The organism is Mesorhizobium sp. Root554 (genome assembly GCF_001427025.1).
Lineage (GTDB): Bacteria > Pseudomonadota > Alphaproteobacteria > Rhizobiales > Rhizobiaceae > Mesorhizobium.
Genome location: NZ_LMGA01000001.1, coordinates 650,257 through 676,069 on the forward strand (window position 1 = coordinate 650,257; position 25,813 = coordinate 676,069).

Sequence of the window (25,813 nt, forward strand, 5' to 3'; positions counted from 1 at the left end):
GGCCCCAAACCATGTGTGCGATCCCACACATGGTTGCTCGCAATCGACATTTACCGGACGGACATGTCGCCCGCCTCGCCGGAGGATTGCCTGTCCAGCCCGTATTTCTGCATCTTCTCGTAGAGCGTCTTGCGCGAGATGCCGAGCGATTCGTAGACGTTCTTCAAGCTTCCCCGGTGGGCGGCCAGCGCGCCGGCGATCAGGCTTTTCTCGAATTCCGCCACGCGTTCGGCCAGCCGCGTATCCTCGGGGCCGCTGTCTCCGTCGTCCGACGGGCGCAGCCCCAGCACATAGCGGTCGGCGGCATTGCGCAGTTCGCGCACATTGCCCGGCCATTGCCGCTGGCCGATCTCGGCCAGCATGTGCGGCGGCACGTCAATGACATCGCGGCGGTAACGGGCCGCGGCTTCGCGAACCAGTTGCAGGAAGAGCAGCGGCACGTCTTCCCGGCGCTGCGACAGGGCGGGCATGCGCAGCGTCACCACGTTCAGCCGATAGAGCAGGTCGGGCCGGAATTGTCCGGTCTCCGCCTCGGCGGTGAGGTCCGCCTTGCTGGTGGCGATGAAGCGGACATCCAGCGGGATCGGCTCGTTCGAGCCGAGCCGGGTGATCACCCGGTCCTGGATGACGCGCAGGAGCTTTGCCTGCAGGTCGAGCGGCATCGAACCGATCTCGTCCAGCAGGACCGTGCCGCCTCTCGCATGTTCGAACTTGCCGAAACGCGGCCGGATGGCGCCGGGAAAGGCGCCGGCCTCGTGGCCGAACAATTCGCTTTCGATGAGGTTGCCCGGCAGGGCGGCGCAGTTGATGGCGATGAACGGCTTGCCGCTGCGGCCGCTGAGGTCGTGGATCGCCAGCGCCGCGACCTCCTTGCCGGCGCCGGTATCGCCGATGATGAGGATGTCCGCATCGGTCGCGGCGACGGCGCGCAACTGATAGCGCAGATCGACCATGACCTGCGTGCGCCCCGGCAGCCGCGCCTCGATATCGTCGCGCTTGCCGGCGGCGGCGCGCAGCTCGCGGTTCTCCAGCACCAGACCGCGCCGGTCGAGCGCTCGCCCCGCCATGTCGGCGAGATGCTGGGTGGCGAAGGGCTTTTCGATGAAGTCGTAGGCGCCCTCGCGCATGGCCCGCACCGCAAGCTGCACGTCGCCATGGCCGGTCGCCAGGATCACCGGAATGTCGGGATCGATGTCGCGCACCTTTCCCATCAGCGTCATGCCGTCCATGCCGGGCATGCGGATGTCGGTGATGATGACGCCGTTGAGGCCCTGGGTGACGAAGTCGAGCGCGCGCTCGGCGGAGCCGAATTCACGGACCGTGAAGCCGGCCAGATCCAGCGACTGCGCGGTGGAATGGCGCAGTTCCTCCTCGTCTTCCACCAGGAGCACCAGCGGCGGCTTCATTCCGCCGCCTCGCGCATCGGCGCCCGCGCCGCATCGAGCGAAAGCGTGAAGACAGCGCCGCCATCGGAGTGATTCTTTATTGCAAGATCGCCACCGAAGTCCTTGACGATGTTGTAGCAAATCGACAGTCCAAGGCCGAGACCCTTGCCGACTCCCTTGGTGGTGAAGAACGGATCGAAGATGCGTTCTGCGATGGATGCCGGCACCCCAGGTCCATGATCGCGAACCTCGACCGTCACCTTCCCCGCCTGCCGCGATGCCGAAATTTCGATGCGCCGGTCGGGCAGGCCTTCGACGGCGTCGGCGGCATTGGTAATCAGATTGACCAGCACCTGCTGCAGCCGCACCGAGCCGGCGCGCACCCATGGGGGCGTCTTGCCGAGATCGGTAATGACCGTCGCGCCGCCGGCCTTGAGCCGGCCGTCGACGATTTCCAGCGTATCCCGCAACACTTCGGTCAGCGACACCGCGCCAAGCTTCTCGTTCGGCTTGCGGGCGAAGTTGCGCAGATGGCGGCTGAGCGACGCCATGCGGTCTGTCAGGCTGGAAATCCGCGAAAGATTGTCGCGAACCTCGCCGATGCGGTCCCGCTCGATCAGGATGGCGGCATTGTCTGCGTAGTTCTTCACCGCCGCCAGCGGCTGGTTGAACTCATGCGACAGCGCCGCCGACATTTGTCCCAGCGCGGCGAGCTTGCCGGCCTGGATCAGGTCGGCCTGGGTCTGGCGCAACTGGCGCTCCGTCACCCGCCGTTCGGCGACTTCCGTCTCGAGCCGCCGGTTGACGAGAGCAAGGTCGGCGGTGCGCTCGTCCACCCGCCGCTCGAGCTCCTCCTGGGCGGCGCGTTGCATCTCCATGCGCTCGGCAAGGCGGGCGCGCCGCTGCAGGATCACCGCCGCGATCAGCCCGGCAAGGCCGAGCACCAGCAGCGCCGAGGCGAGGGTGGTGTAGACCTGCGTGTGGACGGAGGCCGTGTCCATCAGTACCCGAACGGTCCATCCGGCCTCCTCCATCGGCTCGGCGAGGACGAGATATTCGGTGCTTTTCGCCTTGTTCAGCACCGTCATCAGACTGGCGTCGTCGAACCGGCTGGTCTTGATCGGCAGTTCACGCAGTTTCGCGTCGGCGTAGCGCCGGGATTCCGCCGTGCGCGCCAGCCTTTCCGGCGTCAATGGCAGAAGGCTGGCATAGAGCCAGTCCTGCCGGCCGGTCATGAAGATGATGCCTTCCGGGTCGGTGACGATGATCTCGTTGTCGCCGCCGCGCCATGTCGCCTCGATCGCGTCGATGTCGACCTTGAAGACGACGACTCCGGCGATCCGTCCATCCACCCGCACAGGTGCGGAGAAATAGTAGCCGCGCTTCAGCGAGGTGGTGCCGAGCGCGAAGAAGCGGCCCTGCTGGCCCGCCATCGCTTCCTGGTAGTAGGGCCGATACGAAAAATTCTCGCCGACGAAGCTCAGCGGCTGGTCGTAATTGCTGGCGACGATGGTGTCGCCGTCGGTCTTCATCACATAGATGTCCGAAGATCGCAGCAGCCGGTTGATCTCCTTCAGGTAGGCGTTGCCCCGGGCGATGCGCTCGGGATTGCCTGGATCGGCCAGCAGCGCCTTGATGTCGGCATGGTCGGCAATCAGCGCCGGCAGCGGCTCGAAGCGGTTCATCTGGCCGGAAAGCGCGGAGACCGCGAGGCGCAGCGTCGTCTGGCCGCGCGCCGCCGCCTGGTCAAGGAAGGCGCGCGTGGCGAAAGCCCCGCCATAGAACACGATGGCGGCGGCCAGCGCCACCAGCACGGCGGCTCCCAGCCAGATGCGCTTTGCAAAGCCCGTCGGCTTGCTGTCGAACGTCGTGATCGCCATGGCGGCCATAGAGCGACAGGTGCCCGGCTGAATCAAGCGGCTGCATCGAGATCGGCCCGCAACTGGCTTGCATTGTCATGCCGATGCACCAAAAACCTGCGCTGTGGCGCTGTTCAAAACCTCCGCGGCTTGGCAGTCTTGCCGCCAACAGGAGAATTCGCATGAGCAAAGACCGCGCCGCCGGAAAACCGAGGCCATGGGCCGATATGGCGACCGAACTGGTCGACGTCGCCATGGGCCGGAAGCCGGCCGATCTGGTGGTGCGCAACGGGCGCTGGGTCAATGTCCATTCGGGCGAGATCATTCCCGGCACTGACATCGCCGTTTCGGGCGGCCGCTTCGCCTATTGCGGGCCGGATGCCAGCCACGCCATCGGCGACGACACCATCGTCGTCGATGCCGCCGGCCGCTATCTGGCGCCGGGCTTGTGTGACGCGCACATGCATGTCGAAAGCGGCATGGTGACGGTGACGGAGTTCTGCCGCGCCGTCATCCCGCACGGCACCACCTCGATGTTCATCGATCCGCACGAGATCGCCAATGTGCTTGGCCTGCCGGGCGTGCGGCTGATGCATGACGAGGCGATGGCCATGCCGGTGAACGTGCATGTGCAGATGCCGTCCTGCGTGCCGTCGGCTCCCGGACTGGAAAACGCCGGCGCGCAACTGACGGTCGAGGACGTGCGCGAGGCAATGACCTGGCCGAACATCATCGGCCTCGGCGAGGTGATGAACTTTCCCGGCGTTGCCGCCAACGATCCGGTCATGACGGGCGAGATCGCCGAGACCGTCCGCGCCGGCAAGACGGTCGGCGGTCACTATGCCTCGCCGGACCTAGGCCTGCCGTTCCACGGCTATGTCGCAGGCGGACCGGAGGACGACCACGAAGGCACCCGCGCCGACGACGCCATTGCCCGCGTGCGCTTGGGGCTAAAGGCGATGCTGCGGCTGGGCTCGGCCTGGTACGACGTGGCCGAGCAGATCAAGGCGGTGACGGAGCAGGGCATCGATCCGCGCAACTTCATCCTCTGCACCGACGACAGTCATTCCGGCACGCTGGTCAATGAAGGCCATATGGACCGCGTCGTGCGCCACGCCATCGCGCAGGGGTTGAAGCCGGTGACGGCGATCCAGATGGCGACGCTCAACACGGCGCAGCACTTCAGGCTGGAGCGCGAGCTGGGTTCCATCGCTCCGGGCAGGCTGGCGGATTTCCTCGTCGTCTCCGATCTTTCAGCGATGTCCATTGACGAGGTCTATGCGCGGGGCCGGCTGGTCGCGAAGGATGGCCGGCTGGAAATCGATATTCCCGCCTATGACTACCCGCTAGAGGCGAAGAACACCGTCAGGCTCGGCAAGCGGCTGGCGGCAACCGATTTCGACATAGCCGCGCCCGCCGGCGCCAATTCCGTGCGCGCCCGCGTCATTGGGGTGATCGAGAACCAGGCGCCGACCCGTGCGCTGGAGGCCGATCTCGGCGTCGCCGACGGCCTGGTCGCCATGGACCGGGAGGGCGACGTCTGCCAGATCGCGCTGGTGGAACGGCATCGCGGCACCGGCGGCGTCACCAACGCCTTCGTCTCGGGCTTCGGCTACAAGGAAGATTGCGCCATCGCGTCGTCCGTGGCGCATGACAGCCACCACATCATCGTCGTCGGCACAAACAAGAACGACATGGCATTGGCCGCCAACCGGCTGGCCGAGGTCGGCGGCGGGGTGGTGCTTTATTCGAAGGGCAGGGAACTGGCGCTGGTCGAGATGCCGATCGCCGGTCTGATGTCGGACGAGCGGGCTGAGATCGTCGCGGCCAAGGCCGACAGGCTGGTCGAGGCCATGCGGCAGATGGGCTGCACGCTCAACAACGCCTACATGCAGCACTCGCTGCTGGCGCTGGTGGTGATCCCGGAACTGCGGATTTCGGATGTCGGATTGGTGGATGTGCGGACGTTCGAGAGAGTGGAGCTGTTTGTCTAGCGGCAGTCGGCAGTCGGTAAGAGCGGCACGCCGAAGCCGTGTCTCTTCATTCCCCGACTGCCGACTGCCCATTGCCGACTGCCGGTCTTCCTACCGCCCACCAGTCGCGATGCTCAGCACCTTGAACGGCGTCGTGATGATGATTTCAGCCACCGAGCCGACCGCCTGGCCGACGCCTTGCCCGAGGTCGTTGATGGGTTGTCCCGGATCGGCCGCGGGATCCGCAAGCGCGGCGGGCGTGCGGAGTTGTTTTCCGAGCAATTCCACCAGAACAGGGTTGTCGGCGAACTTGGCGTGGTTCAGCCGGTCGTTGCCCTTGGTTTTGGTGAGGTCGGCCACCACGACGCCGTAGCTGGCGAGATCGGCGGCGTCGCCATAGTCGCCGACGCGCGGCTTTGAACCGGAAATGAAACTGGAAAGCCGCAAGGCCCTGTCGTCGCCGGAAAGCAGGATGGCGAAAGGCTTGTCCGGCTTTCCGTAGCGCATCATCTGCTTCTTGAAGACATCGACGTCGATGTCGGGCGAGGCGAGGATGACGTAGCCGAGCTTGTCGTCAAGATCGCGGTTGCCTTCGATGGCCAGTTGCCGCAGCGCCTCCATCGTCACCCATGTGCCCATCGAGTGGGCGATGATGTCGATGCTCTTGGCGCGCGTCTTCGCCAGCATCTTGAGCGTCGCTTCGAGATCGTCGCGCGCCGCGTTGGCGCTTTCCTTGTCATAGATATAGCCGGTGGTCTTGCCGGCCGAAGCCCAGGAGAACAGCACCGGCGTGCCGGAATAGCCCGTGTCGTGCGCGATCTGCGTCACGCGGTAGATGCCGTCGTCGAAACCGTTGTTGAATCCGTGGACGAAGACCAGGATACGGTCGCCCCGTTCCGCCACGTCGGCATCGACCGCCTTGGTGAATTGCGGTCCGCTTTCGTAGAAGGACACGCGCGACGCCGCGAAATTCTTGGCCGGATCGCTGGGCGCCGAACCCTTGGCGCGTTCGATATTGCCGACCTGATGGACTTTCGGCACGGTCATGTCGACCTTGGCGAAGGTCGTGGTCAGCGAGCGATCGCCGCTGAACACCTGGCGCGGATCGGCCTGTGCCTGCTTGCGGGTGGTGGCGACGAAGATCTCATGGGAGCCCGCTATCTCGGAAGCAGGCACGTCTATCGCGGTCCTGTTGAGCAGGTCGTGCGTGTTCTGTCCGGCGCAAGCGGTCAGAAGCGCCATGGCGGCGGCTATGGCCAAAGCCTTCCAGCGCACTGTATCGCTCCTGAAAGGGACGCCTCGCTCGGCATCCGGGTTTATGTCGAATAAAGCCAGAACCGTTCGAGGTCCAGCCGGAACCGCCGCGGCGCGGCAGTTCTACATGATACCGCCCGTCGCCTGCCGGATGCGATCGGTGATGTCGCGGTCGCTGGCGAAGCCGTCATCCTCGCGCAGCCGCTGACCGAGAAGACCGATCAACTGCGGATTGTTGGCGAATTTGGTGTGGTTGAGCCTGTCGGCTCCCTTGGCATCCGAGAGATCGATCACGTTGACGCCATACTCAGCCAGATCGGCGGCATTCTTGTAGTCGCCGACGCGCGGCCGCGAACCGGCCAGCCAGCCGGAGAGCTGCAAGGCGCGGTCGTCGCCGGAAAGCAGCAGGATGAAGGGTGTCGTCGGCTTGCCGTAGCGGCGCATCTGGCTCTTGAACACATCGACATCGATGTCAGGCGAGGCCAGCACCACGTCGCCCAGCTTGCCGCCGAGGTCGCGGTCGCCGGTGATGGCGAGCTGGCGCAGCGTCTCCATCGTCACCCACGTGCCCATCGAATGGGCGACGATGTCGATCCGCCGCGCGCCCGACTGCGCCAGCAGGCGCAAGGTCACTTCGAGCTGGTCGCGCGCCGCGCTGGCGCTTTCCTTGTCGTAGACATAGTCGGTCGTCTTGCCGCCAGAGGCCCAGGAGAATAGCACCGGCGTGCCGGGATAATTTGCGTCGTGCGTGATCTGCGTCAGCCGATAGACGGCGCTGTCGAAGGATGTGTTGTAGCCATGGACGAAGACGACGACGCGGCCGCCGCGCGCCGCCACGTCGGTGTTCAGCGCTTCCTGGAATTTCGGCGCCGTGTCGAAACCGACAGCCTGCGAAGCCATGAAATATTTCGACGGATCGTCGGAGGCGCCCCGCCGCTTGCGCTCGATCTTGCCGACTTCATGCGACTTGGGCACGGTGACGTTGACGCGGGCGTAATTGAGCGTGGCGGAGCGTTCGCCGTCGAACACCTTGGTCGGGTCGCTGGAGCGCTGGCGCGTCGTCGCGATGAAGATGCTGTGGTTGCCGGAAATCTCCGCGACCGACGCGGTGACCATGGCGCTGCCCAGAAGTTCTTCGGTCTTGCGGCCGCCGCAGCCTGCCACGAGCAAGGCGAGGCCGACGGAAATCAAAATTCTCGAAAACACGCTCAATCCACTCCAGCCGACTTCGGTCGGCAACCCGCCCTCGATTTTCCCATGAGGTCTCCGGACAGGCGAAGTGCGGCGGAAGTAAGTCGTCGGCGCTTCTAAGCCGGTTCCGGGACTGCCGCAGCCACGTCACTGTTGCGCGAAAGCCAAAATGGCGGCAGGAACAGATTTTCAGGACGCCAAAGCGTCCGCATCGGGATTCGAACGCCATGACCAGCTTTGCCGACAGGGTTTCCAGCGCCGCGGCGGCCATGCGCGAGATTTTTCCGGAAACGCCGTTGCAGGAGAATGCGTATCTGTCGCGCAAGTTCGGCGCGCGCATCCTGCTGAAGCGCGAAGACCTGACCCCGGTGCGTTCCTACAAGCTGCGCGGTGCCTTCAATTTCTTCCGCAAGACACTGGCGGCGGGCAACAAGGCCGAGCTTTTCGTCTGTGCCTCGGCCGGCAACCACGCGCAGGGCTTCGCCTATGTCTGCCGCCATTTCGGCAAGAAGGGCGTCGTCTTCATGCCGGTGACGACGCCGCAGCAGAAGATCGACAAGACGACGCTGTTCGGCGGCGAGTTCGTCGAAATCAGGCTGGTGGGCGACTTTTTCGACGACTGCTACCGGGCCGCTCTCGATTTCACCCGCGATAGCGGCGCCCATATGGTGCCGCCCTTCGATCACAAGGACATCATCGAGGGGCAGGCGACCATCGCCATGGAAATCGCCGGACAGATGGCGGGCGAGCGCGGCCCGGACATGGTTGTCCTGCCGATCGGCGGCGGCGGTCTGGCGGCCGGCGTCACCCGCTATTTCGCCGAGGAGGGCCGGACGACCCGTTTCGTCTTCTGCGAACCATCCGGCGCGCCGAGCCTGAAGCAGAGCCTGATCGCCGGCAAGCGCATGAAGCTGCCGAAGGTCGACAATTTCGTCGATGGCGCCGCCGTCGCCGAGATCGGCCGCGAACCGTTCCGCTATCTCAAGGATTTCGACCCCGAGACGGTGCGGCTGGTGCCGGAAAACCGGATCTGCGCCACGATCATCGAGATGCTCAACGTCGAAGGCGTGGTGCTGGAGCCCGCCGGCGCACTGGCCATCGACGCGCTCAAGGATTTTTCGCGCAAGGAGCTGAAAGGCAAGACCATCGTCGCGCTGGTCTCGGGCGGCAATTTCGACTTCGAACGGCTGCCGGATGTGAAGGAGCGGGCGCTGCGCTTTGAGGGATTGAAGAAGTATTTCGTCATCCGCTTCCCGCAACGTCCCGGCGCGCTGCGCGACTTCCTCGAAATGCTCGGCCCGGAGGACGACATCGCCCGCTTCGAGTATCTGAAGAAATCGGCGCGCAATTTCGGCTCGGTGCTGATCGGTATCGAAACCAAGCAACGCCGCAATTTCGATCTCCTGACTGCCAATTTCGCCGCCAACGGCGTGCAGTACCAGGACATCACCGAGAACGAGACGCTTTCCGGCTTGATTGTGTGACGGCAGGATGAGCAGGGAAACCGTCTTCGTCGCCCTGTTTTCCGGCATCAATGTCGGCGGCAACCGCATCGTGAAGATGGCCGACCTGCGCGCCTTCTTCGAAGAGCTGGGCTTCACCCGCGTTGCGACCTACATCCAGAGTGGCAATGTCGTGTTCCGCGCCGCCGGCAAGGACGCTGCAGCGTTGGCCAAGCAACTGGAAGCGGCGTTCGAGAAGCGCTGGGGTTTTCATTCGCGCATCATGGTGCGCGATGCACAATGGCTGGCGGATCTGGTGCGGCAAAAGCCGTACCCCGAGGAAGCCGGGGATCACAAGAAGCTGCACGCCTATGTGCTGGAGCGTGAACCGACCGCCTCGGAAATCGAACCGCTTGCTGAAAAGTGCGCCGGTCCGGAGCGCTTCGAAGTGAAGGGCGACGTGCTCTATCTTCACGCCCCGGACGGAGTGGGCAAATCCGTTTTCGCCAATCTGCTTCCGAGGGTCCTCAAGGTGCCGGTGACCGCCCGCAACTGGCGCACGGTTCTCACGCTGAAGGGAATGATGGAGTAGCACTCCTTTGCCTTCTCCCCTTGTGGGAGAAGGTGGATCGGTGCGCAGCGCCGAGACGGATGAGGGGGTGTTGGACGGAATGCAGACGGTTCTAAGCCGGGTCACCCCTCATCCGACCTCGCCTGCGCTCCGCTTGGCTCGGCCACCTTCTCCCACAAGGGGAGACGGCAAAAGATGGCCTCACCAGTTCCCGGTATTCGCCATCGAAGCCCACGGTTCGGCCTTTTCCTTGGCCGGGCCTTTCTGCAGCAGTTCGATGGAAATGCCGTCGGGCGACCGTACGAAGGCCATGTTGCCGTCGCGCGGCGGCCGGTTGATTGTCACGCCATTGTCCATCAGCCGCTGGCAGGTGGCGTAGATGTCGTCGACCTCATAGGCGAGGTGGCCGAAATTGCGGCCGCCCTTGTAGTCTTCCGGATCCCAATTGTAGGTGAGCTCCACCAATGGCGCCTTTTCGGTGATGCCGGCATGTTCGTCTTCGGGAGCGGCAAGGAAGATCAGCGTGAAGCGGCCCTGTTCGTTTTCGAACCGGCGCACTTCCTTGAGGCCGAGCTTGGTGCAGTAGAAATCGAGCGACTGGTCAATGTCGGCGACGCGGACCATGGTGTGCAGATAGCGCATTTGAATCTCCGGTTGCAGCAAAACATAGGGTGACGCGGCCGGCGCGGCAACCGGCGCAAACCGCGATCCGGGCCGGCGAAGAACATTTCGACTATTCCTGGGATCAGTTGCGAAAAAAGGCACGTCAGGTCTTGCACACCCCGGAAGCCGCAGTGTTAATCTCATGTAAAGAATCACCTGCGGCGTTTTTGGGGAAGGAGGCATTCTTATGGGGGAAAAGGCCTCTTTCGTGGGGCGGAATTCGCCCGCTGGCGAAGGCGTGAATCGCGACGAAGCCGGCGACTCTGCCGATCTGGTCGAGGTTTCCGGGGCGATAAAGTGGTTCGACGTGGCCAAGGGCTACGGCTTCATTCTTCCCGATGACGGTGTTTCCGGCGACATACTCCTGCATGTGACCTGCCTGCGGCGCGACGGTTTCCAGACCGCGCTCGAGGGCGCCAGGGTCGTGTGCCTGGTGAAACAGGGCGATCGCGGTCTTCAGGCCTTCCGCGTCCTGTCGATGGATATCTCCACGGCTGTCCATCCCGCCGAGATGCAGGAGCAGCGCACCCATGTCAGCGTAACGCCGGAAAGCGGTCTGGAACGGGCGCTGGTCAAGTGGTTCAACCGCACCAAGGGCTTCGGTTTCCTGTCGCGCGGCGAGGGCACGGAGGACATTTTCGTCCATATGGAAACACTGCGCCGCTATGGCGTAACCGAACTGCGCCCCGGCCAGGTCGTGCTGGTGCGCTTCGGGCGCGGTGACAAAGGCCTTATGGCCGCCGAAATTCACCCCGATATGGGGACCTTGCCGGTCGCTCACTGACCGCGCGAGGTACCGTCATGGCTCAGAAGAGTTGGTTCGCTGCCGGCACGCTGTGTGCGGCCGTTGCTGTCGTTGGCCTTGCCATTGGAGCCTACCTTTATTCGGATCGCCCGAGCGCGGCCGACGGCATGGCGATGCTGCTCCCGGTCGATCCCGCGCCGCTCGTCGCCGTGACGGATGGCGGCGAACGCAAATTCACCATCGAGATCGCCGATGACGTGGCCGAACGCTCCGCCGGGCTGATGTATCGCGAGACCATGGCGGACGATCACGGCATGCTGTTCGTGTACGATCACACGCAGGCGGTCAGTTTCTGGATGAAGAACACGCCGATGCCGCTCGATCTGGTCTTCATTGCCGAGGACGGCAGGATACGCGCCATCAAAAAAGGCGAGCCGCAATCCGAAGCGGTCATCGCACCGGACGAGCCGGTGCGCTTCGTGCTTGAACTCAAGGCGGGCACCGCCGCCCGCCAGGGCATAGAGGATGGCGATCTCGTCCGGCATCCGGCCATTGGCGCCGCGGCGGGTTCCATGCCGAGGCCGTCGGAAAAGCCGGCCCTGGACGGCCTTTCCTCCGGGAAGTCTGGCAAGGGTGGTTGAACGCTGGAAAAAGCGGGTTTAGAGACCGGCCATGCAGTTCTTCTCCCATGACGGTTTCGACCTGGCGTTTCTCGACCGCGAACCGGCCTCGGGCAGCGGCGATCCGGTTCTGCTGATTCACGGTTTTGCCTCCAGCCACTACGTCAACTGGGTGTCGCCCGGCTGGTTCAAGACACTGAACGATGCAGGCTGCCGCGTCATTGCGATCGACAATCGCGGCCACGGTTCCTCGTCAAAGAGCTATGAGGCCAACGATTATACGCCGGCGAAAATGGCCTCCGACGCCGCCGCGCTGCTCGATCATCTGGGCATCGGCAGGGCGCATGTCATGGGTTATTCGATGGGCGCGCGCATCTCGGCCTTCCTGGCGCTGGCGAACCCCGACAAGGTGGCGACGCTGGTGTTTGGCGGCCTGGGCATCGGCATGGTCGACGGCGTCGGCGACTGGGACCCGATCGCCGACGCCCTGCTGGCGCCGGACGCTGCCCAGATCACGCATGAGCGGGGGCGCACCTTCCGCGCCTTCGCCGACCAGACCAGGAGCGACCGGCGCGCTCTCGCCGCCTGCATCATCGGCTCGCGCGACCTGCTCAGCGAAGACGAGATGTCCCGCATCGCGCAGCCGACGCTGATTGCCGTCGGCACAAAGGACGACATCGCCGGCTCGCCGGCTGAACTGGCGGCGCTGATGCCGAAGGGCGTCGCCTTCGACATTGAGGGCCGCGACCATATGCTGTCCGTCGGCGACAAGACGTTCAAGCAGCGCGTGCTGCAGTTTTACGCCGATAATCCCCTCTAGCTATGTTTGCCGCCCCTCAAAGGGAGGGTCAGGCATGAGCCGCGCGAGCGACCGGGCCATATTCTCCCGCGCCTGCGCTTCAAACCTGTCGCGGAATTCCTGCGTGTGGAAAATGGCTGGCCGCGCCAGGAAGTTTTGCAGCACGGCCCCGCGGCCTGCGATCCATGCCGGTTCCGGAACCCAGGCATATTCCTTCCGGACGCCTTGTTCGTAGGTTTCGAATGCTTCCGGTGAGGCCCCAAGGATCGACAGGTCCATGTCGAGAAAAAGCGCCGCGTCGCGCTGCGCCGTTTCATCTGTCAGGTCGGGCAGGGCGTGCGTGGCGGTCGCCTCGATCATCGCCACGATGCGCTCGAGCCGCCAGCCTTCGACCTTGCCGGCCAGCTTTTCCCTGGCAAGCGCAGCACTTTGGGCCTCGTTGTCCTTCGCCTTGCTGTCATAAACTGCGTCATGGAACCAGATAGCGGTTTCCACAGCTTCCGGGTCGGCGAGCAGCGCCCGGTATTCCTGCGCCAGATCGAGCAGCGCTTCGACATGTCGGAGACCGTGATAGTGCCTGTCCCCGCCGCTGTAGCGAGCGGCGAGCTCCCGACGCATTCCCTCGTCGACAAGCGGCATCTCAATTCCCCAATCGCGATTCCGGTTCAGCCATGAGGCGTCCCGGCAGGCCGAGCATCATGGTCGTCACAGCGTCGCCTTATGTCACGTTCAAGATTTCGTTTTCCATGCCGGATTGAAACATCGGGTGCTGGGTCCATTTGAGGGGACGCTAAGGAAAATTGAATTCCCCCATGCGACAATCTGGCTTATATGAACACTCACCCAAGGCAAGCCGTCCGGCGGAGCAGGCGATGAACAGCATAAGTATTGCTCGCAACAGTGTTTTGAAACCGGTAGACCCGATCTGGCGGTCGATCCGCGATGAGGCAATGGAGGCAGTCGATCGCGATCCGTTGCTGGCGGCGTTTCTTTATTCGACCATCCTCAATCAGGAAAATCTTGAAGAAGCCGTCATCCACCGGTTGGCCGAGCGGCTTGCGCATCAGGATGTTGGCGCCGACCTCATTCGCCAGACGTTCAAGGCCATGCTGGCCGACTGGCCAGAATGGTCGAGCGTGCTGCGCGTCGATATCCAGGCCTATTATGACCGTGATCCTGCTTGCGACCGTTTCATCATGCCGGTCCTCTATTTCAAGGGGTTCCATGCCATCCAGACGCATCGTCTGGCGCATTGGCTGTGGAACCATGGCCGGCAGGATTTCGCGCTTTATCTGCAGAGCCGTTCCTCCTCGATCTTCCAGACGGACATCAACCCGGCGGCGCGCGTTGGCAAGGGCATCTTCCTCGATCACGCCACCGGCCTTGTCGTTGGCCAGACGGCGGTCATCGAGGACAATGTCTCCATCCTGCACGGGGTGACCCTGGGCGGCACCGGCAAGGCCGGCGGCGACCGACATCCGAAGATTCGCTACGGTGTACTGATCGGCGCCGGCGCCAAGATCCTCGGCAATATCGAGATCGGGCATTGCTCGAAAATCGCCGCCGGTTCGGTGGTGCTGTCGGCAGTCCCCAGCAACAAGACCGTGGCGGGCGTGCCGGCAAGGGTTGTGGGGGAGAGCGGCTGCGAGCAGCCGGCGCGGCAGATGGACCAGCTTCTGCCGTCGCAGACGATGGATCACGTCGTCTCGTTCGATATCTGAGTGCTTGCCCGCGCGGGTTTCGGGCTTCGCTGGGACGGGGCGTCGCGCCGGGCAAGACGCGTAGCGTAAAGTGTTCTGTTTCGAGCACGTCACGTCACGGTGACGACTGGCATTCCGGCGGGAACCGCGTGGCTTGCCTTTACATGGCCATCCTTCGCGTGCCAGAAGCGCCTCCACGCAAGCAGGCGCCTCAGCGCTGGCAAGCCAAACGACCGGAGAGAACTGTTGAAGCCTGAAGAAATCCGCAAGCTCGACGCCTATTTCAAGCGCGCCTTCCAGAATCCCAGCCTGCAGGTCAAGGCGCGCCCGCGCAAGGACGATTCGGCCGAGGTTTACCTGGGCGACGAATTTCTAGGCCTCGTCTTCAAGGACGAGGACGACGGCGACTACAACTTCTCGATGGCGATTCTCGACATCGATCTGGATTGAGACGATCCGTGCGGCCGGTTCCGTACCGCTGCCGCGCTACTTTTTCGCGCCGTTTCCGGTTTTGAGTATGCGCGCCGCCTCGGCGCTCATCGCGGTTTCAAGTGCCTGCCAGTCGCCGAGGAATTCGGCCGGAAAGCGATAGCTGAGGCTGAGATTGTCGCCGACCTGAATGTCACGCTCGCATGGCGCCAGCGATTCTTCGGCGCTCGGCCCCGTGAAGCACCGCGCCACGAACGGATCCTTACCTGCGCGCTCCGCGACCGCCAGCATTTCATTCATATAGCCTGACTTGTCGTTGAAACTGTAGAGCGTCGTCCGGCCAGGGCCGGGCTTGCCCGGCTTCACAATCAGCGAACTGTAGATCGGCGCGAACCGGCCGCTCATGTCGCGTGACATGGCCCGTTCCTCGAACGACAGGAAGACGATACGCTTCTTTGCCCCTGCATTGTTGAAATCGTTGCGCGCGGCGGCGCTGTAACCGTCCATCTGCGGATAGCGCAGATAGAGGTCGAGGCGCTGGGCGACACCGTCGCGGCGCGCCTGTTCGAACCGGATGTAGTTGGACGGGACGGCGATAACATTGTTACCGATGACGATTTCGCGCACCGTGGTGTCGTCCGTATAACCCGCCATGGCGATGGCATGGCCGAACCATTTGCCCGCCATGCTGATCGCAATCGACAGTGCCGCCAACGCCGCGAAGCAGTAGAAGACCTTCATCATCAGCGACGAGTTGACGACCTTGAGGTCCGGGGTTTCTGCCGTGACCGTGCTGCCCATGGCCTTCGTTCCCAAATGTCCCGCTCTGGCACAAAATGCCGGCATGTTGCTTGCACGTTTGCTGAAACGGACAGTGCGGTTTCATGGTAAACAGTTGGTAAAAATGGATGGATTTGTGCCTGGGCTTTTCGCATTTCTGGTCGGTTTGACCGCGAGCGGCCTGCTCTGCTCAGCCTTGGAACTCGTATTCGGCCGGCGCCTGGCTTTCGCGGAGCCGTTCATGTCCGGTTCGCATGTCGTCCGCTCGCTTGCCCTGGCGGCGTTTGCCGGGCCGTTCATGCTCTTCAACGAGGCCCTGGCGGCCTACCGGCAGCGGCATATAACTGGTATGGCCTTGGCTTCCTGTGCCGGCTCGGCTTGCTTGTGGGCGCTTGCGCTCGGAGTGACGCTGATTGGCGCCGTGTCCGGTTTGGCCGAGCATACGGCCGCCATGCCGATCCTCGATTTCTAGACGTTTTTGGGAGAAAAAATGCCGATTTATGCGCTTGACGGGAAGACTCCCCGTTTTTCGGACCGCGACACCAACTGGATAGCGCCGGACGCCACCGTGATCGGCAGCGTTGAGATCGGCCGCAATGTCGGCCTCTGGTTTGGCGTGGTGCTTCGCGGCGACAACGAGCCGATCGTCATCGGCGATGACAGCAATGTCCAGGAGCACACCATCATGCACACCGACATGGGTTTCCCGCTGACGATCGGCAAAGGCTGCACCATTGGCCACCGGGCGATGCTGCACGGCTGCACGATAGGCGACAACACGCTGATCGGCATGGGCGCCATCGTGCTCAACGGCGCGAAGATCGGCAAAAACTGCCTGGTCGGCGCCGGCGCGCTCATCACCGAAGGCAAGGAATTCCCGGACAATTCGCTGATCGTCGGTTCGCCGGCCCGCGTCACCCGCGCGCTCGATGATGCCGCGGCGGAGCGGATGCGCAGATCCGCGGCGAACTATGTCGAGAACGGTCGGCGCTTCAAGGCCGGCATGACCGCAGCCTGAACGCTGCCGCGAGACGCTGGCTTCCGCCAGAAAAGGCGGAGCCGGCCCGGGGACAGGGGCCGGCTCCTTGACCCGGTCGTTGGGGACGGGGAGGGTGGGGACTCGACCGGGTTTTCCGTTGCGTCCTAGCGGACGCTGGCGACCGCGTCGGCGCGGCCGTCATTGATGCTGATCCAGGCGCCGGAATTCCGTTCCGACTGGCGCTTGAGATAGGTGTAATCGGTATCGGTCCAGGCGAGGACGCGGGGTTCCAGATTGTCGAGGATGAACTCGCCGAGGCTGGTGCGGACCGTCAGTACGGCATGGCCGTCGCCATTCGGCTGGCGCGCCACCGTCATCAGCAGGTCGCCGGCCGGAATGCCCGCCTGCATCAGCTCGCGCCGCTTTTCCAAGGCGTAGTCTTCACAGTCGCCGACGCCGCCGTCAGGATAGGACCAGACTTCTTCCTTGCCCCACATCTCCATGTCGGTGCGCGGCTGGACCTTGGCGTTCACGGCGTTGTTGACGTTGATGATGGTGGCCCAGAGCGTGCGGGTCAGCTCGATCGGCTGCCGCCGCGCCGTGATCTGCCGGCATTCCTGCGGCTGCATCTGGCAGAATTCGTAATGACCGACCGGCTGCGTGGTGCGGCCGGCGGTGTGCATGAAGTTTGCCCCGGCATTCGCGGATCCCCACCCGCAAAACTGTAGTGCCATTGCAAGCAGCAACAGCGCGCCCCTCGACTTCCGCATTTTCTTGTCTCCCCGTTTGAGAGAGACAATGACACGGCTGAATTTATTTGAAGCAAAAGCGCGCAGTAGATATTGAGTAAAAACACAAGAGATTTAATATAAATATCAAAACAAACAATAATAAAATAAGAATAGAATTTTCCTAAAATTTTATCGATCCGCCCATAACCGTTGCAATGCCTGCCTGCCTGGTCAAAAGTGACCTGGGGAAATGCATGGCATCGGGCCATGCCGGGGTTTGTTCGGTACGCTGTCGGCAGACGGCCGCACCGGGAACGGGGCGATATGGGGGAAATACGCAAGAGCGAATGTCCGCATTGCAACGGCGTCGGCATCGTCTTCAAGTGCCGCGAATGGGAGGCGACGGAGGGCAAATGCTGCCCTTCCGGAACGACCCAGCAGAAGTGTCCGGGTCAAAGCCTGCGCTGCGTTCCTTGCGCGGGCACCGGTTTCTATAGGGTTGAAACGGCCTGAGCGTGATCTCGCGCCCGCAACATCGACAGGTAAGGGTAGGGAGGCATCTGAGGTGGCGGGGCCGGTTGACGCCGGCCCGTCCGCGTCAGTCTGCCGAGCCGCTGAATTCGGTGTCGAGCGTTTCGGCGTGCTGGATGACGGCGAATTCGATGGCGATGCCGTCTTCGAAGTGGCGCACCACCTGGCCGCGCATCGTGCCGAGCACGACCTGCACGCCGATCGCCGGCTTGACGTCGATCTCTATGGCCGCGCCCGAAAGGGACAGGTCGATGATGCGGCACTGATACTGGCGACCATCGGTGAGGTGCAGGACGCTCATCGGGTTGCGCGGCGCGACGCGCTCGTGGCGGCGGTCTTCCGGCAGGTCGAGTTCGTGCTTGTTGGCAAGCCAGGTCAGCTGCGCGGCGAGCTTGTCCTTCTTGCGCTCGGAGGCGATGACCGTCATGGCGAAGCCGTCTTCGAGCGTGCGCGTGACGACGCCCTCGATGCGGCCGATGTGATCGATATAGGCGATGACCCGTTCGCCGGGCTGGCCGATGCGGTCGGTGCGGAAAGCGACGTTGCCGGGCGACATGTCGATCACCTGGCACGGGTGCTCGCTACGGTCCTCCAGCATGAAGCGTCCATAAATCTTGACGCGAACACGCTGAAAGCTACGCCTTTCAGCCCCGGACGGCGAATATTCGACCGCCGCTGACCTCATGATTGCTTCACACCCCGTTTGCCATCCTGCGCCGCTGCGAGGATTCCGATCAAACTATCGCCAAACAGGTTAACAAACAGAGAAAACGGAGCGTCGGATTGCGCGTCAATCCTGCGTGTCGCGGCCACCGTCGAAGACGACGAGATGGCGGATCCGGCGAGCTTGCCCGTACTCGGGCGCCATGTGATTTTCACCGAGTTCGTTCGGCGCCAGCGAGGGCACCGGAATGGCTGGCCGGTTCTTGAGGTAGAGAGGCTCCTTGTCCGGGTCGATGATGCGCACGGATTCGATCAGCGCGTCGGTGATTGGGTCCGAACCCAGCCAGAAAGGCTTGTCTTCCGGGGTTATCACGCCAAGGCCGCGTGGATGCTGGGCTCCACCGTCCAGCGGCAGAGCGAGCAGCTCGAACCTGTTGGAGCGGCCCGAACGGCTGAAGCCTTCATAAGTGATGAGCACAACCGAGGACTGGAAGACGCCGTCCATCAGCCGCGACACCAGCCGCTGGTCCTTTTCCCGCCACAGGGAAGGGAAGGAGAAGCCCTTCAACTCGCGCCCGTAGATCGCGCAAAGGCGCGTGCCGGCAAGCCGGAACACGGCTTCTCCGCGCGTGTCCTTTTCCAGGATGAAGGTGTCGGCCAGCAGATTCTTGATGTCTGCCGGCTCGATCTCGGTCCGTTTCGGGGCTCGCCGCCCGTCACGCAGCTGATTCCAATAATGGAACAGTGCGGTCGATCCGTTCAGGTTCATTCTGTGTCCGCTCCGCGCGATCCTGCTGTCTGATGTCCCATCGGTGAACAGAAGGACGCCCTCCGTGGAACTACATGCGATGCGGAGCAGGATGCATGCCAGCACCGTTAACTCTTGTTCACGGCTCGGGGCGGTTAAGGTTAACAGATGGTTTACGTTGCATTGGACCCACGCTTATGGGACGTTGAAATCACTCCAGTTTTTCGCCGTTCCGCCCGGTACGGTGACTTCAGTCAAGAGCTTGCAGGGGAGCAAGGGGCTCGACCAGCCGTTCAAGGGAAACCTTGGACGGCTTCTTTTTTGGCCGCGATTCGGCCATCCGATTCGCGGTTTGTGATTGGTTTGTGATTCCGGCCCGGCTGGCCTACATGCTCGCCATCGAATGCTGGCAAGGATCGACATGAGCGACACGGAAACTCCGGCGGAAAACGGGCCGATCGAGCCGGAAGCGGAGCCCCGCCGTGAACCGGTCTTCAACCTGCCGAGGATCGTGCTGGCTATCATTGCCCTGTGCGCGGGGGTGCATGTGCTGCGGACCTATGTCCTGACGGACGAGCAGGACTTCGAACTGCTGGTTCGCGCCGCCTTCATCCCGGTCCGCTACTCGGGCCAGTACGATACCGAGTTCTATGCATTTTCGAGCCCGTTTACCTATACCTTCCTGCATGGCGGCTTCATGCATCTGGCCATCAACATGGTGTGGCTGGCGGCGTTCGGTTCACCGCTGGCGAACCGGATCGGGGCCTTGCGCTTTGCCCTGTTCTTCGCCGCTACCGGCCTGGCGGCGGCTTTCTTTTTCTGGGCCATCCATCCGCTGACGCAGGCGCCGCTGGTCGGCGCTTCCGGGGCGATATCCGGCATGATGGGGGCCGCCGCCCGGTTTGCCTTCCGCATCGACCGGTCTTCAGGAAAGTCGGCCTTTGGCGGCCCGCCGCTGCCGTTTTCCGCGGTGTTCCGCTCACGTGGCGTGCTGACCTTCCTGGCCGTCTGGATGGTCATCAATCTGGTGACCGGACTGATCGGGGTGGTGCCGGGCGCCGACGACCAGATTGCCTGGGAGGCGCATATCGGCGGCTTTCTCGCGGGCTTTCTCGGGCTCCGGTTCTTCGACCGGATGCCACCTCGCCAAGATGGCGGTAATCTCAGTTAGGGTCGCCGGCCCGCTCCAACTCTTGAAATGCAACCAATCGGAGCGCACCATGTTCACCTGAATGTGAACGCGGCGAACCCACTGTAGGCTGAGGAGGACCCCGATGACTGTTAAGGCGATTCTGGAAGCAAAAGGCCATGACGTGTTTACGCTCGGGCCGAATGACGGCCTTGCCGAAGCGATCAACATCCTGGCTGAAAAGCGCATAGGCGCCCTGGTGGTCACCAATGGCGACCGCAAGATCGTGGGCATCCTGTCGGAACGCGACATCGTGCGTGTCCTGGCGCGGGAAGGGGCCGCCGCGCTGAACATGCCGGTGCGCTCGGCGATGACGCCGAAGGTCAAGATCTGCAACGAGAACCATACGGTCAACGAGGTCATGGAGATCATGACGGCAGCCCGTTTCCGCCATTTGCCGGTGGAAAAGAACGGACTGCTCGACGGCATCGTCTCCATTGGCGACGTGGTCAAGCGCCGCATCGAGGATGTCGAACGCGAAGCCGAGGAGATCAAGGCCTATATCGCCACCGCCTAGATAGGTGGGTTGGGGTCGCGGCCGAAACCGCGACCCATGTCCTATCTGTTGTCTAGTTCGGAACGGACGAGTTCCAGCCCGCGGCGGGTGATGCGATACGGCCCGCCTGCGGAAGAGGCCACGGCCTTCTTCCGCTTGAGCTTTCTGAACAGACCGAGGTCCAGGCCTGCATAGTGCCAGCCGTCGCGCGTCAGGCATCTGACCGCCTCGATCTTCTTGTCGTTCTTTTCGATTTCGATGCGGCCGCCCTGGGCCAGCATATGCAGGATGCGCTGTTCTGTGCGCGAGATGTCCATGTGAATTCCCGGAAAACCTGGCGAGACGCCAAAACGAAAAGCCGCAGCCGCGAGACGTCGCGGCACGGCGGTTCAGGTTTTCTGCCCTGCCTCCTGCGAGGTCAGGGCTTCACCGGGACTGAGCGTAAGTGGACATCCACTCTCCATTGGGATGGCGTCTTATAAATCGACATGAAGAAGAATTCCAGTCTCGGCTCACGGGGCGCCCGATAGCCGGATGCTTGCTTCGGCAGCCAGTTTGCACTAGCGAGATGGCACACGAATTGACCGCGACTTTCCGTTTTCCGCAGGCTTCCATGACCCTCATCGACACCCGCACACCCGACGCGAAACGCTTGATCCCCGGCGCCACCGGCGACTGGGAGATCGTCATCGGCATGGAAGTCCATGCCCAGGTGACCTCGGAGGCGAAGCTGTTCTCCGGCGCATCGACTGCGTTCGGCGCGGCGCCCAACGCCAATGTCAGCCTGGTCGACGCGGCGATGCCCGGCATGCTGCCCGTCATCAACGAGGAATGCGTGCGGCAGGCGATCCGCACCGGGCTCGGGCTGAAGGCGCAGATCAACCACAAATCAGTGTTCGACCGGAAAAACTACTTCTACCCCGATCTGCCCCAGGGCTACCAGATTTCGCAGTTCAAGCAGCCCATCGTCGGCGAGGGCACGGTCACGGTTTCGGTCGGTCCCGACAACAAGGGCCAGTTCGAGGACATCGAGGTCGGCGTCGAGCGCCTGCATCTGGAGCAGGACGCCGGCAAGTCGATGCACGACCAGCATCCGACCATGTCCTATGTCGACCTGAACCGTTCGGGCGTGGCGCTGATGGAGATCGTCTCCAAGCCCGATATCCGCTCGTCGGAAGAGGCGAAGGCGTACGTTACCAAGCTGCGCTCGATCCTGCGCTATCTCGGCACCTGCGACGGCAACATGGACGAGGGATCGCTTCGCGCCGACGTCAACGTTTCGGTCCGGCGTCCCGGCGAGCCGTTTGGCACGCGCTGCGAGATCAAGAACATGAACTCGATCCGCTTCATCGGCCAGGCGATCGAATACGAGGCGCGCCGCCAGATCGCCATTCTGGAGGACGGCGGATCGATCGACCAGGAAACCCGCCTCTACGATGCGGTGAAGGGCGAGACCCGTTCGATGCGTTCGAAGGAAGAGGCGCATGACTACCGCTATTTCCCCGACCCTGACCTTTTGCCGCTGGAATTCGACCAGGCCTATGTCGATGCGTTGGCTGTCGGCCTGCCGGAACTGCCGGACGAAAAGAAGGCGCGGCTGGTCGAGAAGCTCGGCCTTTCGCCTTACGATGCGTCGATCCTCGTGTCGGAAAAAGCCATTGCCGATTATTTCGAGAAAGTGGCGGTGGATCGCGACGGCAAGCTGGCCGCCAACTGGGTCATCAACGACCTGCTGGGGCAGCTGAACAAATCCGGCAAAACCATTGAAGAGACTCCGGTTTCCCCCGATCAGCTCGGCGGCGTCATCGACCTGATCAAGGAAGGCACGATTTCCGGCAAGATCGCCAAGGATCTGTTCGAGATCGTCTGGAACGAGGGCGGCGACCCGCGCGAACTGGTCGAAAGCCGCGGCATGAAGCAGGTCACCGACACCGGCGCCATCGAAAAGGCGGTGGACGAGGTGATCGCCGCCAACCCCGACAAGGTCGAGCAGGCGAAGGCCAAGCCGACCATGGCAGGCTGGTTCGTCGGCCAGGTGATGAAGGCGACGGGCGGCAAGGCCAACCCGCAGGCCGTCAACGACCTGGTCAAGGCCAAGCTCGGCATTGAATAGCGCGCGTCGAGGGCGGGGACCTTGACCGTGTTCATCCGCACCGCGGGCGAGAACGATCTTGCCGCCGTCAGCCGGCTTCTCGCCGCAACCTGGCACGCCACCTACGACCCGATTTATGGCGAGGCCGGCGTTTCCCAATTATCGGACCGATGGCATTCGGTGGATTGGCTGCGCCAGATGCTGAGGCGCCCGAAATCGGAGTTCATTGTTGCCGATACCGGCTCCGGCCTTGCCGGCATGGCTTACGCGGTCGTCAATGACAAGCGGCCCGAAATCGTCGAACTGCATGAGCTTGATGTGTTGCCTGCGATGCAGGGCAGGGGTGTCGGTGGACTGCTGCTGGAGGAAATACAGGGTTCGTTCTTCGATTGCCGGATGATGCGGCTTGAGGTCGAGGAGAAGAACAATGGCGCCATCGCTTTCTACGAAGCGGGCGGCTTCGTCCGCACAGGCAGCAGGAAAGCGACACAATGGGTCGACGCTACGATCCTGACGCTGGAAAAGCAGCTCGCCTGATCGTCGCCATCGCAGGGTGACTATCCTGCTGGAATTGCGAGATTGTCGATGAGCCGTGTCTTGCCCAGCCATGCGGCGGCCAACAGGCGGCCGTCTTTGCCGCGTTGCCATGGGTGCAAAGTCAGCGCCTCGCGCGCCGCCACATAGTCGACGCTGCGGAAACCCGCCTGCAGGATCGCGTTGTAGGCCGCTTCGACCGTCGCGCGCTCGTCCGCGCCTGCGGCCAGCGCTTCGGCGGTTTCGCGCAGGATGCGGTTAAGCTGCCGTGCGACGGCGCGTTCATCGTCGCTGAGATAGGCGTTGCGCGACGACAGGGCGAGGCCGTGCTTGTCCCTTACCGTTTCCGCGCCGACGATCTCGACCGGCAGGTCGAGGTCGCGGCACAGCTTTCGGACAACGCAAAGCTGCTGATAGTCCTTCTCGCCGAAGATGGCGAAATCCGGCTCCGCCTGGATGAACAGCTTGCCGACCACGGTGGCTACACCCTCGAAGAAGGCGGGTCGGAAATCGGTTTCCAGACCGGCGGAAGGCCCGCCCACGGAAATCTTCGTCGCGAAGCCGGAAGGATACATTTCGCTGACCGGCGGCGTGAAGGCGAGATGCGCCCGGATTTCGGCCAGGCGCTCGAGGTCGCGCGCGAGCTGGCGCGGATATTTATCGAGGTCTTCCGTCGGTGCGAACTGGGCCGGGTTGACGAAGATTGACACCACGCAGCGGTCGGCCTTCTCCAGAGCCATCCGCACCAGCGAGATATGGCCGTCATGCAGCGCGCCCATCGTCGGCACCATGGCGACTTTCAGCCCGTCGCGCCGCCAGCCGCGCACCCGCGCGCGCAATGCCGCGACGGTCTCGACGATTTCCGGCAGGCTCATGCACGACCCTTCCTGGCTTCCGGTGAGGCGGAAAAAATATGCTCGGCGGCTGGAAAAGCGCGGCTGCGTACATCCCGCGCAAAGGCTTCGGCCGCGCCGGCGACGACATGGCGCAGATGCGCGTATTCCTTGACGAATTTGGGCACCCGGCCCACCGTCAGGCCGACCATGTCGTCGATCACCAGAATCTGGCCGTCGCAGTCGGCGCTGGCGCCAATGCCGATGGTCGGGATGGAGACGGCGCGGGTCAGGTCCGCCGCCACGCGCTCCACAGTGCCTTCGATGACGACGGAAAACGCGCCGGCCTTTTCGACCGCCTCGGCGTCTTTGAACAGCGCCGCGACCGCATCATGGGTCTTGCCCTTGATCTTGTAGCCGCCGTCCTTCTCGACCGATTGCGGCTGCAGGCCGATATGACCCATCACCGGAATGCCATCGGCGACGAGGGCGGCGATCTGGGGAGCCATGTCCACCCCGCCTTCGAGCTTGACCGCATGGCAACCGGTCTCCCTGACGATGCGGCGGGCGGAGGCGACGGCCAGTTCAGTCGATTCCTCATAGCTCCCCGCCGGCATGTCGACGACGACGCAGGCCTTTTGCGCGCCGCGCATCACCGCCTGGCCATGGGCGATCATCATGTCCATCGTTGCGCCCAGCGTCGTTTCGTGGCCGTGCAGGACCATGGCGACGCTGTCGCCGACCAGCAGCAGGTCGACATGGGGATCGAGCAGTCTTGCGATGGGAAAGGTATAGGCGGTGAGGCAGACGATCGGGACGCCACCCTTGGCTCGGCGAATCGCCTCGGTGGTTTTGCGGATCTCGGCTTCGGCCAAGTCTGTCCCCCGGTAAGGTGCCCAGCTGCTGCGCCTTACTTGACGCGGCGGCAGTCATAGGAACATCAGCCATGCTTGGCAAGTTGGCAGGGGTTGCCGAACAGACCGCTTGGTGCAACGCAAAATCCTTGCCTTCGCGTCCGCCTGACGCCATAAGCAACGCAGGCAAGCGGCCCGGAAAGTGACGATGAAGAATTTCCTCCTGCAGTTTTTCACATGGTGGAACGGCCAGACGATCGGCACGCGGCTCCATACGTGGCGCTACGGCACAAAGGTCGGGCAGGACGAATTCGGCAACGTCTATTACGAGGGCGGCGTCAATTCCGATGGTCAGACGCGTCGCTGGGTCATCTACAACGGCCGGTCGGAAGCTTCGGCGATCCCGCCGGGCTGGCATGGCTGGATGCATCACCGCGTCGATGTCGCTCCGCCCAGCGAGGACTACAAGCCGCGCGACTGGCAAAAGCCCTACCAGCCGAATCTCACGGGCACCCCAAGCGCCTATCGTCCGAAAGGCTCCGTGCTCGGCACCGGCCATCGGCCGCAGGTGACGGGCGACTATGATGCCTGGACGCCGGGCAACTGAGCCGGACGCACGCCGTTTGTCGTCTGCTTCTGGTCTTTTCTCGCCACAATTGGCGTTTAGCAGCTTGATGATCCGAGAGCGGCTATTAGCCTGTCGGTCGAGAATCACCGGCCATAACCACTGGTAGTCCTGTATGCGCATATTG

The 25,813-nt window shown here is 63.2% G+C and carries 28 protein-coding genes; 15 read left to right on the top strand and 13 right to left on the bottom strand.

The features are described 5' to 3' along the window. Nucleotides 1-50: 50 nt before the first annotated feature. Nucleotides 51-1,406, bottom strand: coding sequence for a sigma-54 dependent transcriptional regulator (locus ASD44_RS03130; protein WP_056108657.1), 1,356 nt, complete (start codon nucleotides 1,404-1,406; stop codon nucleotides 51-53). Then, nucleotides 1,403-3,265, bottom strand: a complete 1,863-nt coding sequence (locus ASD44_RS03135; protein WP_082542541.1) for a sensor histidine kinase — start codon at nucleotides 3,263-3,265, stop codon at nucleotides 1,403-1,405. The genes ASD44_RS03130 and ASD44_RS03135 overlap by 4 nt, the downstream gene beginning before the upstream one ends. Nucleotides 3,266-3,426: 161 nt before the next feature. On the opposite strand from ASD44_RS03135, the gene ade reads away from it, so the two are divergent. Continuing rightward, on the top strand, nucleotides 3,427-5,238 hold the full coding sequence (ade, locus tag ASD44_RS03140) for an adenine deaminase (RefSeq protein WP_056108660.1): 1,812 nt from the start codon (nucleotides 3,427-3,429) through the stop codon (nucleotides 5,236-5,238). A gap of 90 nt (nucleotides 5,239-5,328) precedes the next feature. On the opposite strand, the gene ASD44_RS03145 is transcribed toward ade, so the two are convergent. Together ASD44_RS03145 and ASD44_RS03150 are read right to left on the bottom strand one after the other, a co-directional pair. Continuing rightward, nucleotides 5,329-6,459, bottom strand: coding sequence for an alpha/beta hydrolase (locus ASD44_RS03145; RefSeq protein WP_056115346.1), 1,131 nt, complete (start codon nucleotides 6,457-6,459; stop codon nucleotides 5,329-5,331). Nucleotides 6,460-6,594: 135 nt separating this feature from the next. Further along, nucleotides 6,595-7,677, bottom strand: a complete 1,083-nt coding sequence (locus tag ASD44_RS03150; protein WP_156459755.1) for an alpha/beta hydrolase — start codon at nucleotides 7,675-7,677, stop codon at nucleotides 6,595-6,597. Between the two features lie 212 nt (nucleotides 7,678-7,889). Between ASD44_RS03150 and ilvA the strand changes: the two genes are divergently transcribed. Further along, the gene (gene ilvA / locus ASD44_RS03155; protein WP_056108665.1) at nucleotides 7,890-9,146 is read left to right on the top strand and encodes a threonine ammonia-lyase IlvA; all 1,257 of its coding nucleotides are present in this window, start codon (nucleotides 7,890-7,892) and stop codon (nucleotides 9,144-9,146) included. Nucleotides 9,147-9,153: 7 nt separating this feature from the next. Continuing rightward, nucleotides 9,154-9,696 (top strand): DUF1697 domain-containing protein, encoded by a 543-nt coding sequence (locus tag ASD44_RS03160; RefSeq protein WP_056108668.1) that lies wholly within the window; start codon nucleotides 9,154-9,156, stop codon nucleotides 9,694-9,696. A gap of 180 nt (nucleotides 9,697-9,876) precedes the next feature. Here ASD44_RS03160 and gloA read toward each other — a convergent pair whose 3' ends face one another. After that, entirely contained in the window at nucleotides 9,877-10,317 is a 441-nt protein-coding gene (gloA, locus tag ASD44_RS03165; protein WP_056108672.1) for a lactoylglutathione lyase, read from the bottom strand. A gap of 208 nt (nucleotides 10,318-10,525) precedes the next feature. On the opposite strand from gloA, the gene ASD44_RS03170 reads away from it, so the two are divergent. From ASD44_RS03170 to ASD44_RS03180, 3 genes are read left to right on the top strand one after another with little or no spacing between them, the layout of a single operon-like run. Next, nucleotides 10,526-11,122, top strand: coding sequence for a cold-shock protein (locus ASD44_RS03170; protein WP_056108675.1), 597 nt, complete (start codon nucleotides 10,526-10,528; stop codon nucleotides 11,120-11,122). A 17-nt stretch (nucleotides 11,123-11,139) separates the two neighbouring features. Next, nucleotides 11,140-11,724, top strand: a complete 585-nt coding sequence (locus ASD44_RS03175) for a DUF192 domain-containing protein (RefSeq protein WP_056108678.1) — start codon at nucleotides 11,140-11,142, stop codon at nucleotides 11,722-11,724. A 31-nt stretch (nucleotides 11,725-11,755) separates the two neighbouring features. Next, nucleotides 11,756-12,523 (top strand): alpha/beta hydrolase, encoded by a 768-nt coding sequence (locus tag ASD44_RS03180; protein ID WP_056108681.1) that lies wholly within the window; start codon nucleotides 11,756-11,758, stop codon nucleotides 12,521-12,523. On the opposite strand, the gene ASD44_RS03185 is transcribed toward ASD44_RS03180, so the two are convergent. After that, entirely contained in the window at nucleotides 12,524-13,147 is a 624-nt protein-coding gene (locus ASD44_RS03185; protein ID WP_156459756.1) for a hypothetical protein, read from the bottom strand. A gap of 227 nt (nucleotides 13,148-13,374) precedes the next feature. Here ASD44_RS03185 and cysE point away from each other — a divergent pair, with 227 nt between their 5' ends. Both cysE and ASD44_RS03195 read left to right on the top strand, forming a co-directional pair. Continuing rightward, on the top strand, nucleotides 13,375-14,223 hold the full coding sequence (gene cysE / locus ASD44_RS03190; RefSeq protein ID WP_056108687.1) for a serine O-acetyltransferase: 849 nt from the start codon (nucleotides 13,375-13,377) through the stop codon (nucleotides 14,221-14,223). Between the two features lie 225 nt (nucleotides 14,224-14,448). Next, on the top strand, nucleotides 14,449-14,652 hold the full coding sequence (locus ASD44_RS03195) for a DUF3126 family protein (protein WP_056108691.1): 204 nt from the start codon (nucleotides 14,449-14,451) through the stop codon (nucleotides 14,650-14,652). 36 nt (nucleotides 14,653-14,688) lie between these two features. On the opposite strand, the gene ASD44_RS03200 is transcribed toward ASD44_RS03195, so the two are convergent. Beyond that, nucleotides 14,689-15,432 (bottom strand): hypothetical protein, encoded by a 744-nt coding sequence (locus ASD44_RS03200; protein ID WP_056108706.1) that lies wholly within the window; start codon nucleotides 15,430-15,432, stop codon nucleotides 14,689-14,691. Here ASD44_RS03200 and ASD44_RS03205 point away from each other — a divergent pair. Both ASD44_RS03205 and ASD44_RS03210 read left to right on the top strand, forming a co-directional pair. After that, nucleotides 15,416-15,883, top strand: a complete 468-nt coding sequence (locus ASD44_RS03205; protein WP_310180934.1) for a hypothetical protein — start codon at nucleotides 15,416-15,418, stop codon at nucleotides 15,881-15,883. The two genes, ASD44_RS03200 and ASD44_RS03205, sit on opposite strands and share 17 nt — an antisense overlap. Before the next feature lie 18 nt (nucleotides 15,884-15,901). Beyond that, complete coding sequence (locus ASD44_RS03210; RefSeq protein ID WP_056108713.1) at nucleotides 15,902-16,429, top strand: gamma carbonic anhydrase family protein; 528 nt, start codon at nucleotides 15,902-15,904, stop codon at nucleotides 16,427-16,429. Nucleotides 16,430-16,554: 125 nt separating this feature from the next. Here ASD44_RS03210 and ASD44_RS03215 read toward each other — a convergent pair whose 3' ends face one another. From ASD44_RS03215 to ASD44_RS03225, 3 genes are all read right to left on the bottom strand, one after another. Continuing rightward, the gene (locus tag ASD44_RS03215) at nucleotides 16,555-17,160 is read right to left on the bottom strand and encodes a transglutaminase-like cysteine peptidase (protein ID WP_056108716.1); all 606 of its coding nucleotides are present in this window, start codon (nucleotides 17,158-17,160) and stop codon (nucleotides 16,555-16,557) included. A 559-nt stretch (nucleotides 17,161-17,719) separates the two neighbouring features. After that, nucleotides 17,720-18,337: a PilZ domain-containing protein gene (locus ASD44_RS03220; RefSeq protein WP_056108718.1), complete on the bottom strand. Its 618-nt coding sequence runs from the start codon at nucleotides 18,335-18,337 to the stop codon at nucleotides 17,720-17,722. Between the two features lie 105 nt (nucleotides 18,338-18,442). Beyond that, nucleotides 18,443-19,084 (bottom strand): PAS domain-containing protein, encoded by a 642-nt coding sequence (locus tag ASD44_RS03225; protein WP_056108720.1) that lies wholly within the window; start codon nucleotides 19,082-19,084, stop codon nucleotides 18,443-18,445. A 400-nt stretch (nucleotides 19,085-19,484) separates the two neighbouring features. Here ASD44_RS03225 and ASD44_RS03230 point away from each other — a divergent pair, with 400 nt between their 5' ends. Then, nucleotides 19,485-20,234, top strand: a complete 750-nt coding sequence (locus ASD44_RS03230; protein WP_056115349.1) for a rhomboid family intramembrane serine protease — start codon at nucleotides 19,485-19,487, stop codon at nucleotides 20,232-20,234. 103 nt (nucleotides 20,235-20,337) lie between these two features. Continuing rightward, nucleotides 20,338-20,769, top strand: coding sequence for a CBS domain-containing protein (locus ASD44_RS03235; protein WP_056108723.1), 432 nt, complete (start codon nucleotides 20,338-20,340; stop codon nucleotides 20,767-20,769). 41 nt (nucleotides 20,770-20,810) lie between these two features. Here the strand turns inward: ASD44_RS03235 and ASD44_RS03240 are convergent, their stop codons facing one another. Beyond that, nucleotides 20,811-21,065: a YjhX family toxin gene (locus ASD44_RS03240; protein ID WP_056108725.1), complete on the bottom strand. Its 255-nt coding sequence runs from the start codon at nucleotides 21,063-21,065 to the stop codon at nucleotides 20,811-20,813. 296 nt (nucleotides 21,066-21,361) lie between these two features. Here ASD44_RS03240 and gatB point away from each other — a divergent pair, with 296 nt between their 5' ends. Continuing rightward, the gene (gene gatB / locus ASD44_RS03245; protein WP_056115351.1) at nucleotides 21,362-22,861 is read left to right on the top strand and encodes an Asp-tRNA(Asn)/Glu-tRNA(Gln) amidotransferase subunit GatB; all 1,500 of its coding nucleotides are present in this window, start codon (nucleotides 21,362-21,364) and stop codon (nucleotides 22,859-22,861) included. 27 nt (nucleotides 22,862-22,888) lie between these two features. Continuing rightward, nucleotides 22,889-23,377, top strand: coding sequence for a GNAT family N-acetyltransferase (locus tag ASD44_RS03250; RefSeq protein WP_056115354.1), 489 nt, complete (start codon nucleotides 22,889-22,891; stop codon nucleotides 23,375-23,377). A 20-nt stretch (nucleotides 23,378-23,397) separates the two neighbouring features. Here the strand turns inward: ASD44_RS03250 and panC are convergent, their stop codons facing one another. Both panC and panB read right to left on the bottom strand, forming a co-directional pair. Continuing rightward, a complete protein-coding gene (gene panC, locus ASD44_RS03255) occupies nucleotides 23,398-24,249 on the bottom strand; it encodes a pantoate--beta-alanine ligase (RefSeq protein ID WP_056108727.1) in 852 nt (283 codons plus the stop codon). Next, complete coding sequence (panB, locus tag ASD44_RS03260; protein ID WP_056108730.1) at nucleotides 24,246-25,082, bottom strand: 3-methyl-2-oxobutanoate hydroxymethyltransferase; 837 nt, start codon at nucleotides 25,080-25,082, stop codon at nucleotides 24,246-24,248. Before panB ends, panC begins: the two co-directional genes overlap by 4 nt. 187 nt (nucleotides 25,083-25,269) lie before the next feature. Here panB and ASD44_RS03265 point away from each other — a divergent pair, with 187 nt between their 5' ends. Then, nucleotides 25,270-25,668, top strand: a complete 399-nt coding sequence (locus ASD44_RS03265; protein ID WP_056108733.1) for an NADH:ubiquinone oxidoreductase subunit NDUFA12 — start codon at nucleotides 25,270-25,272, stop codon at nucleotides 25,666-25,668. Nucleotides 25,669-25,813: the final 145 nt, after the last annotated feature.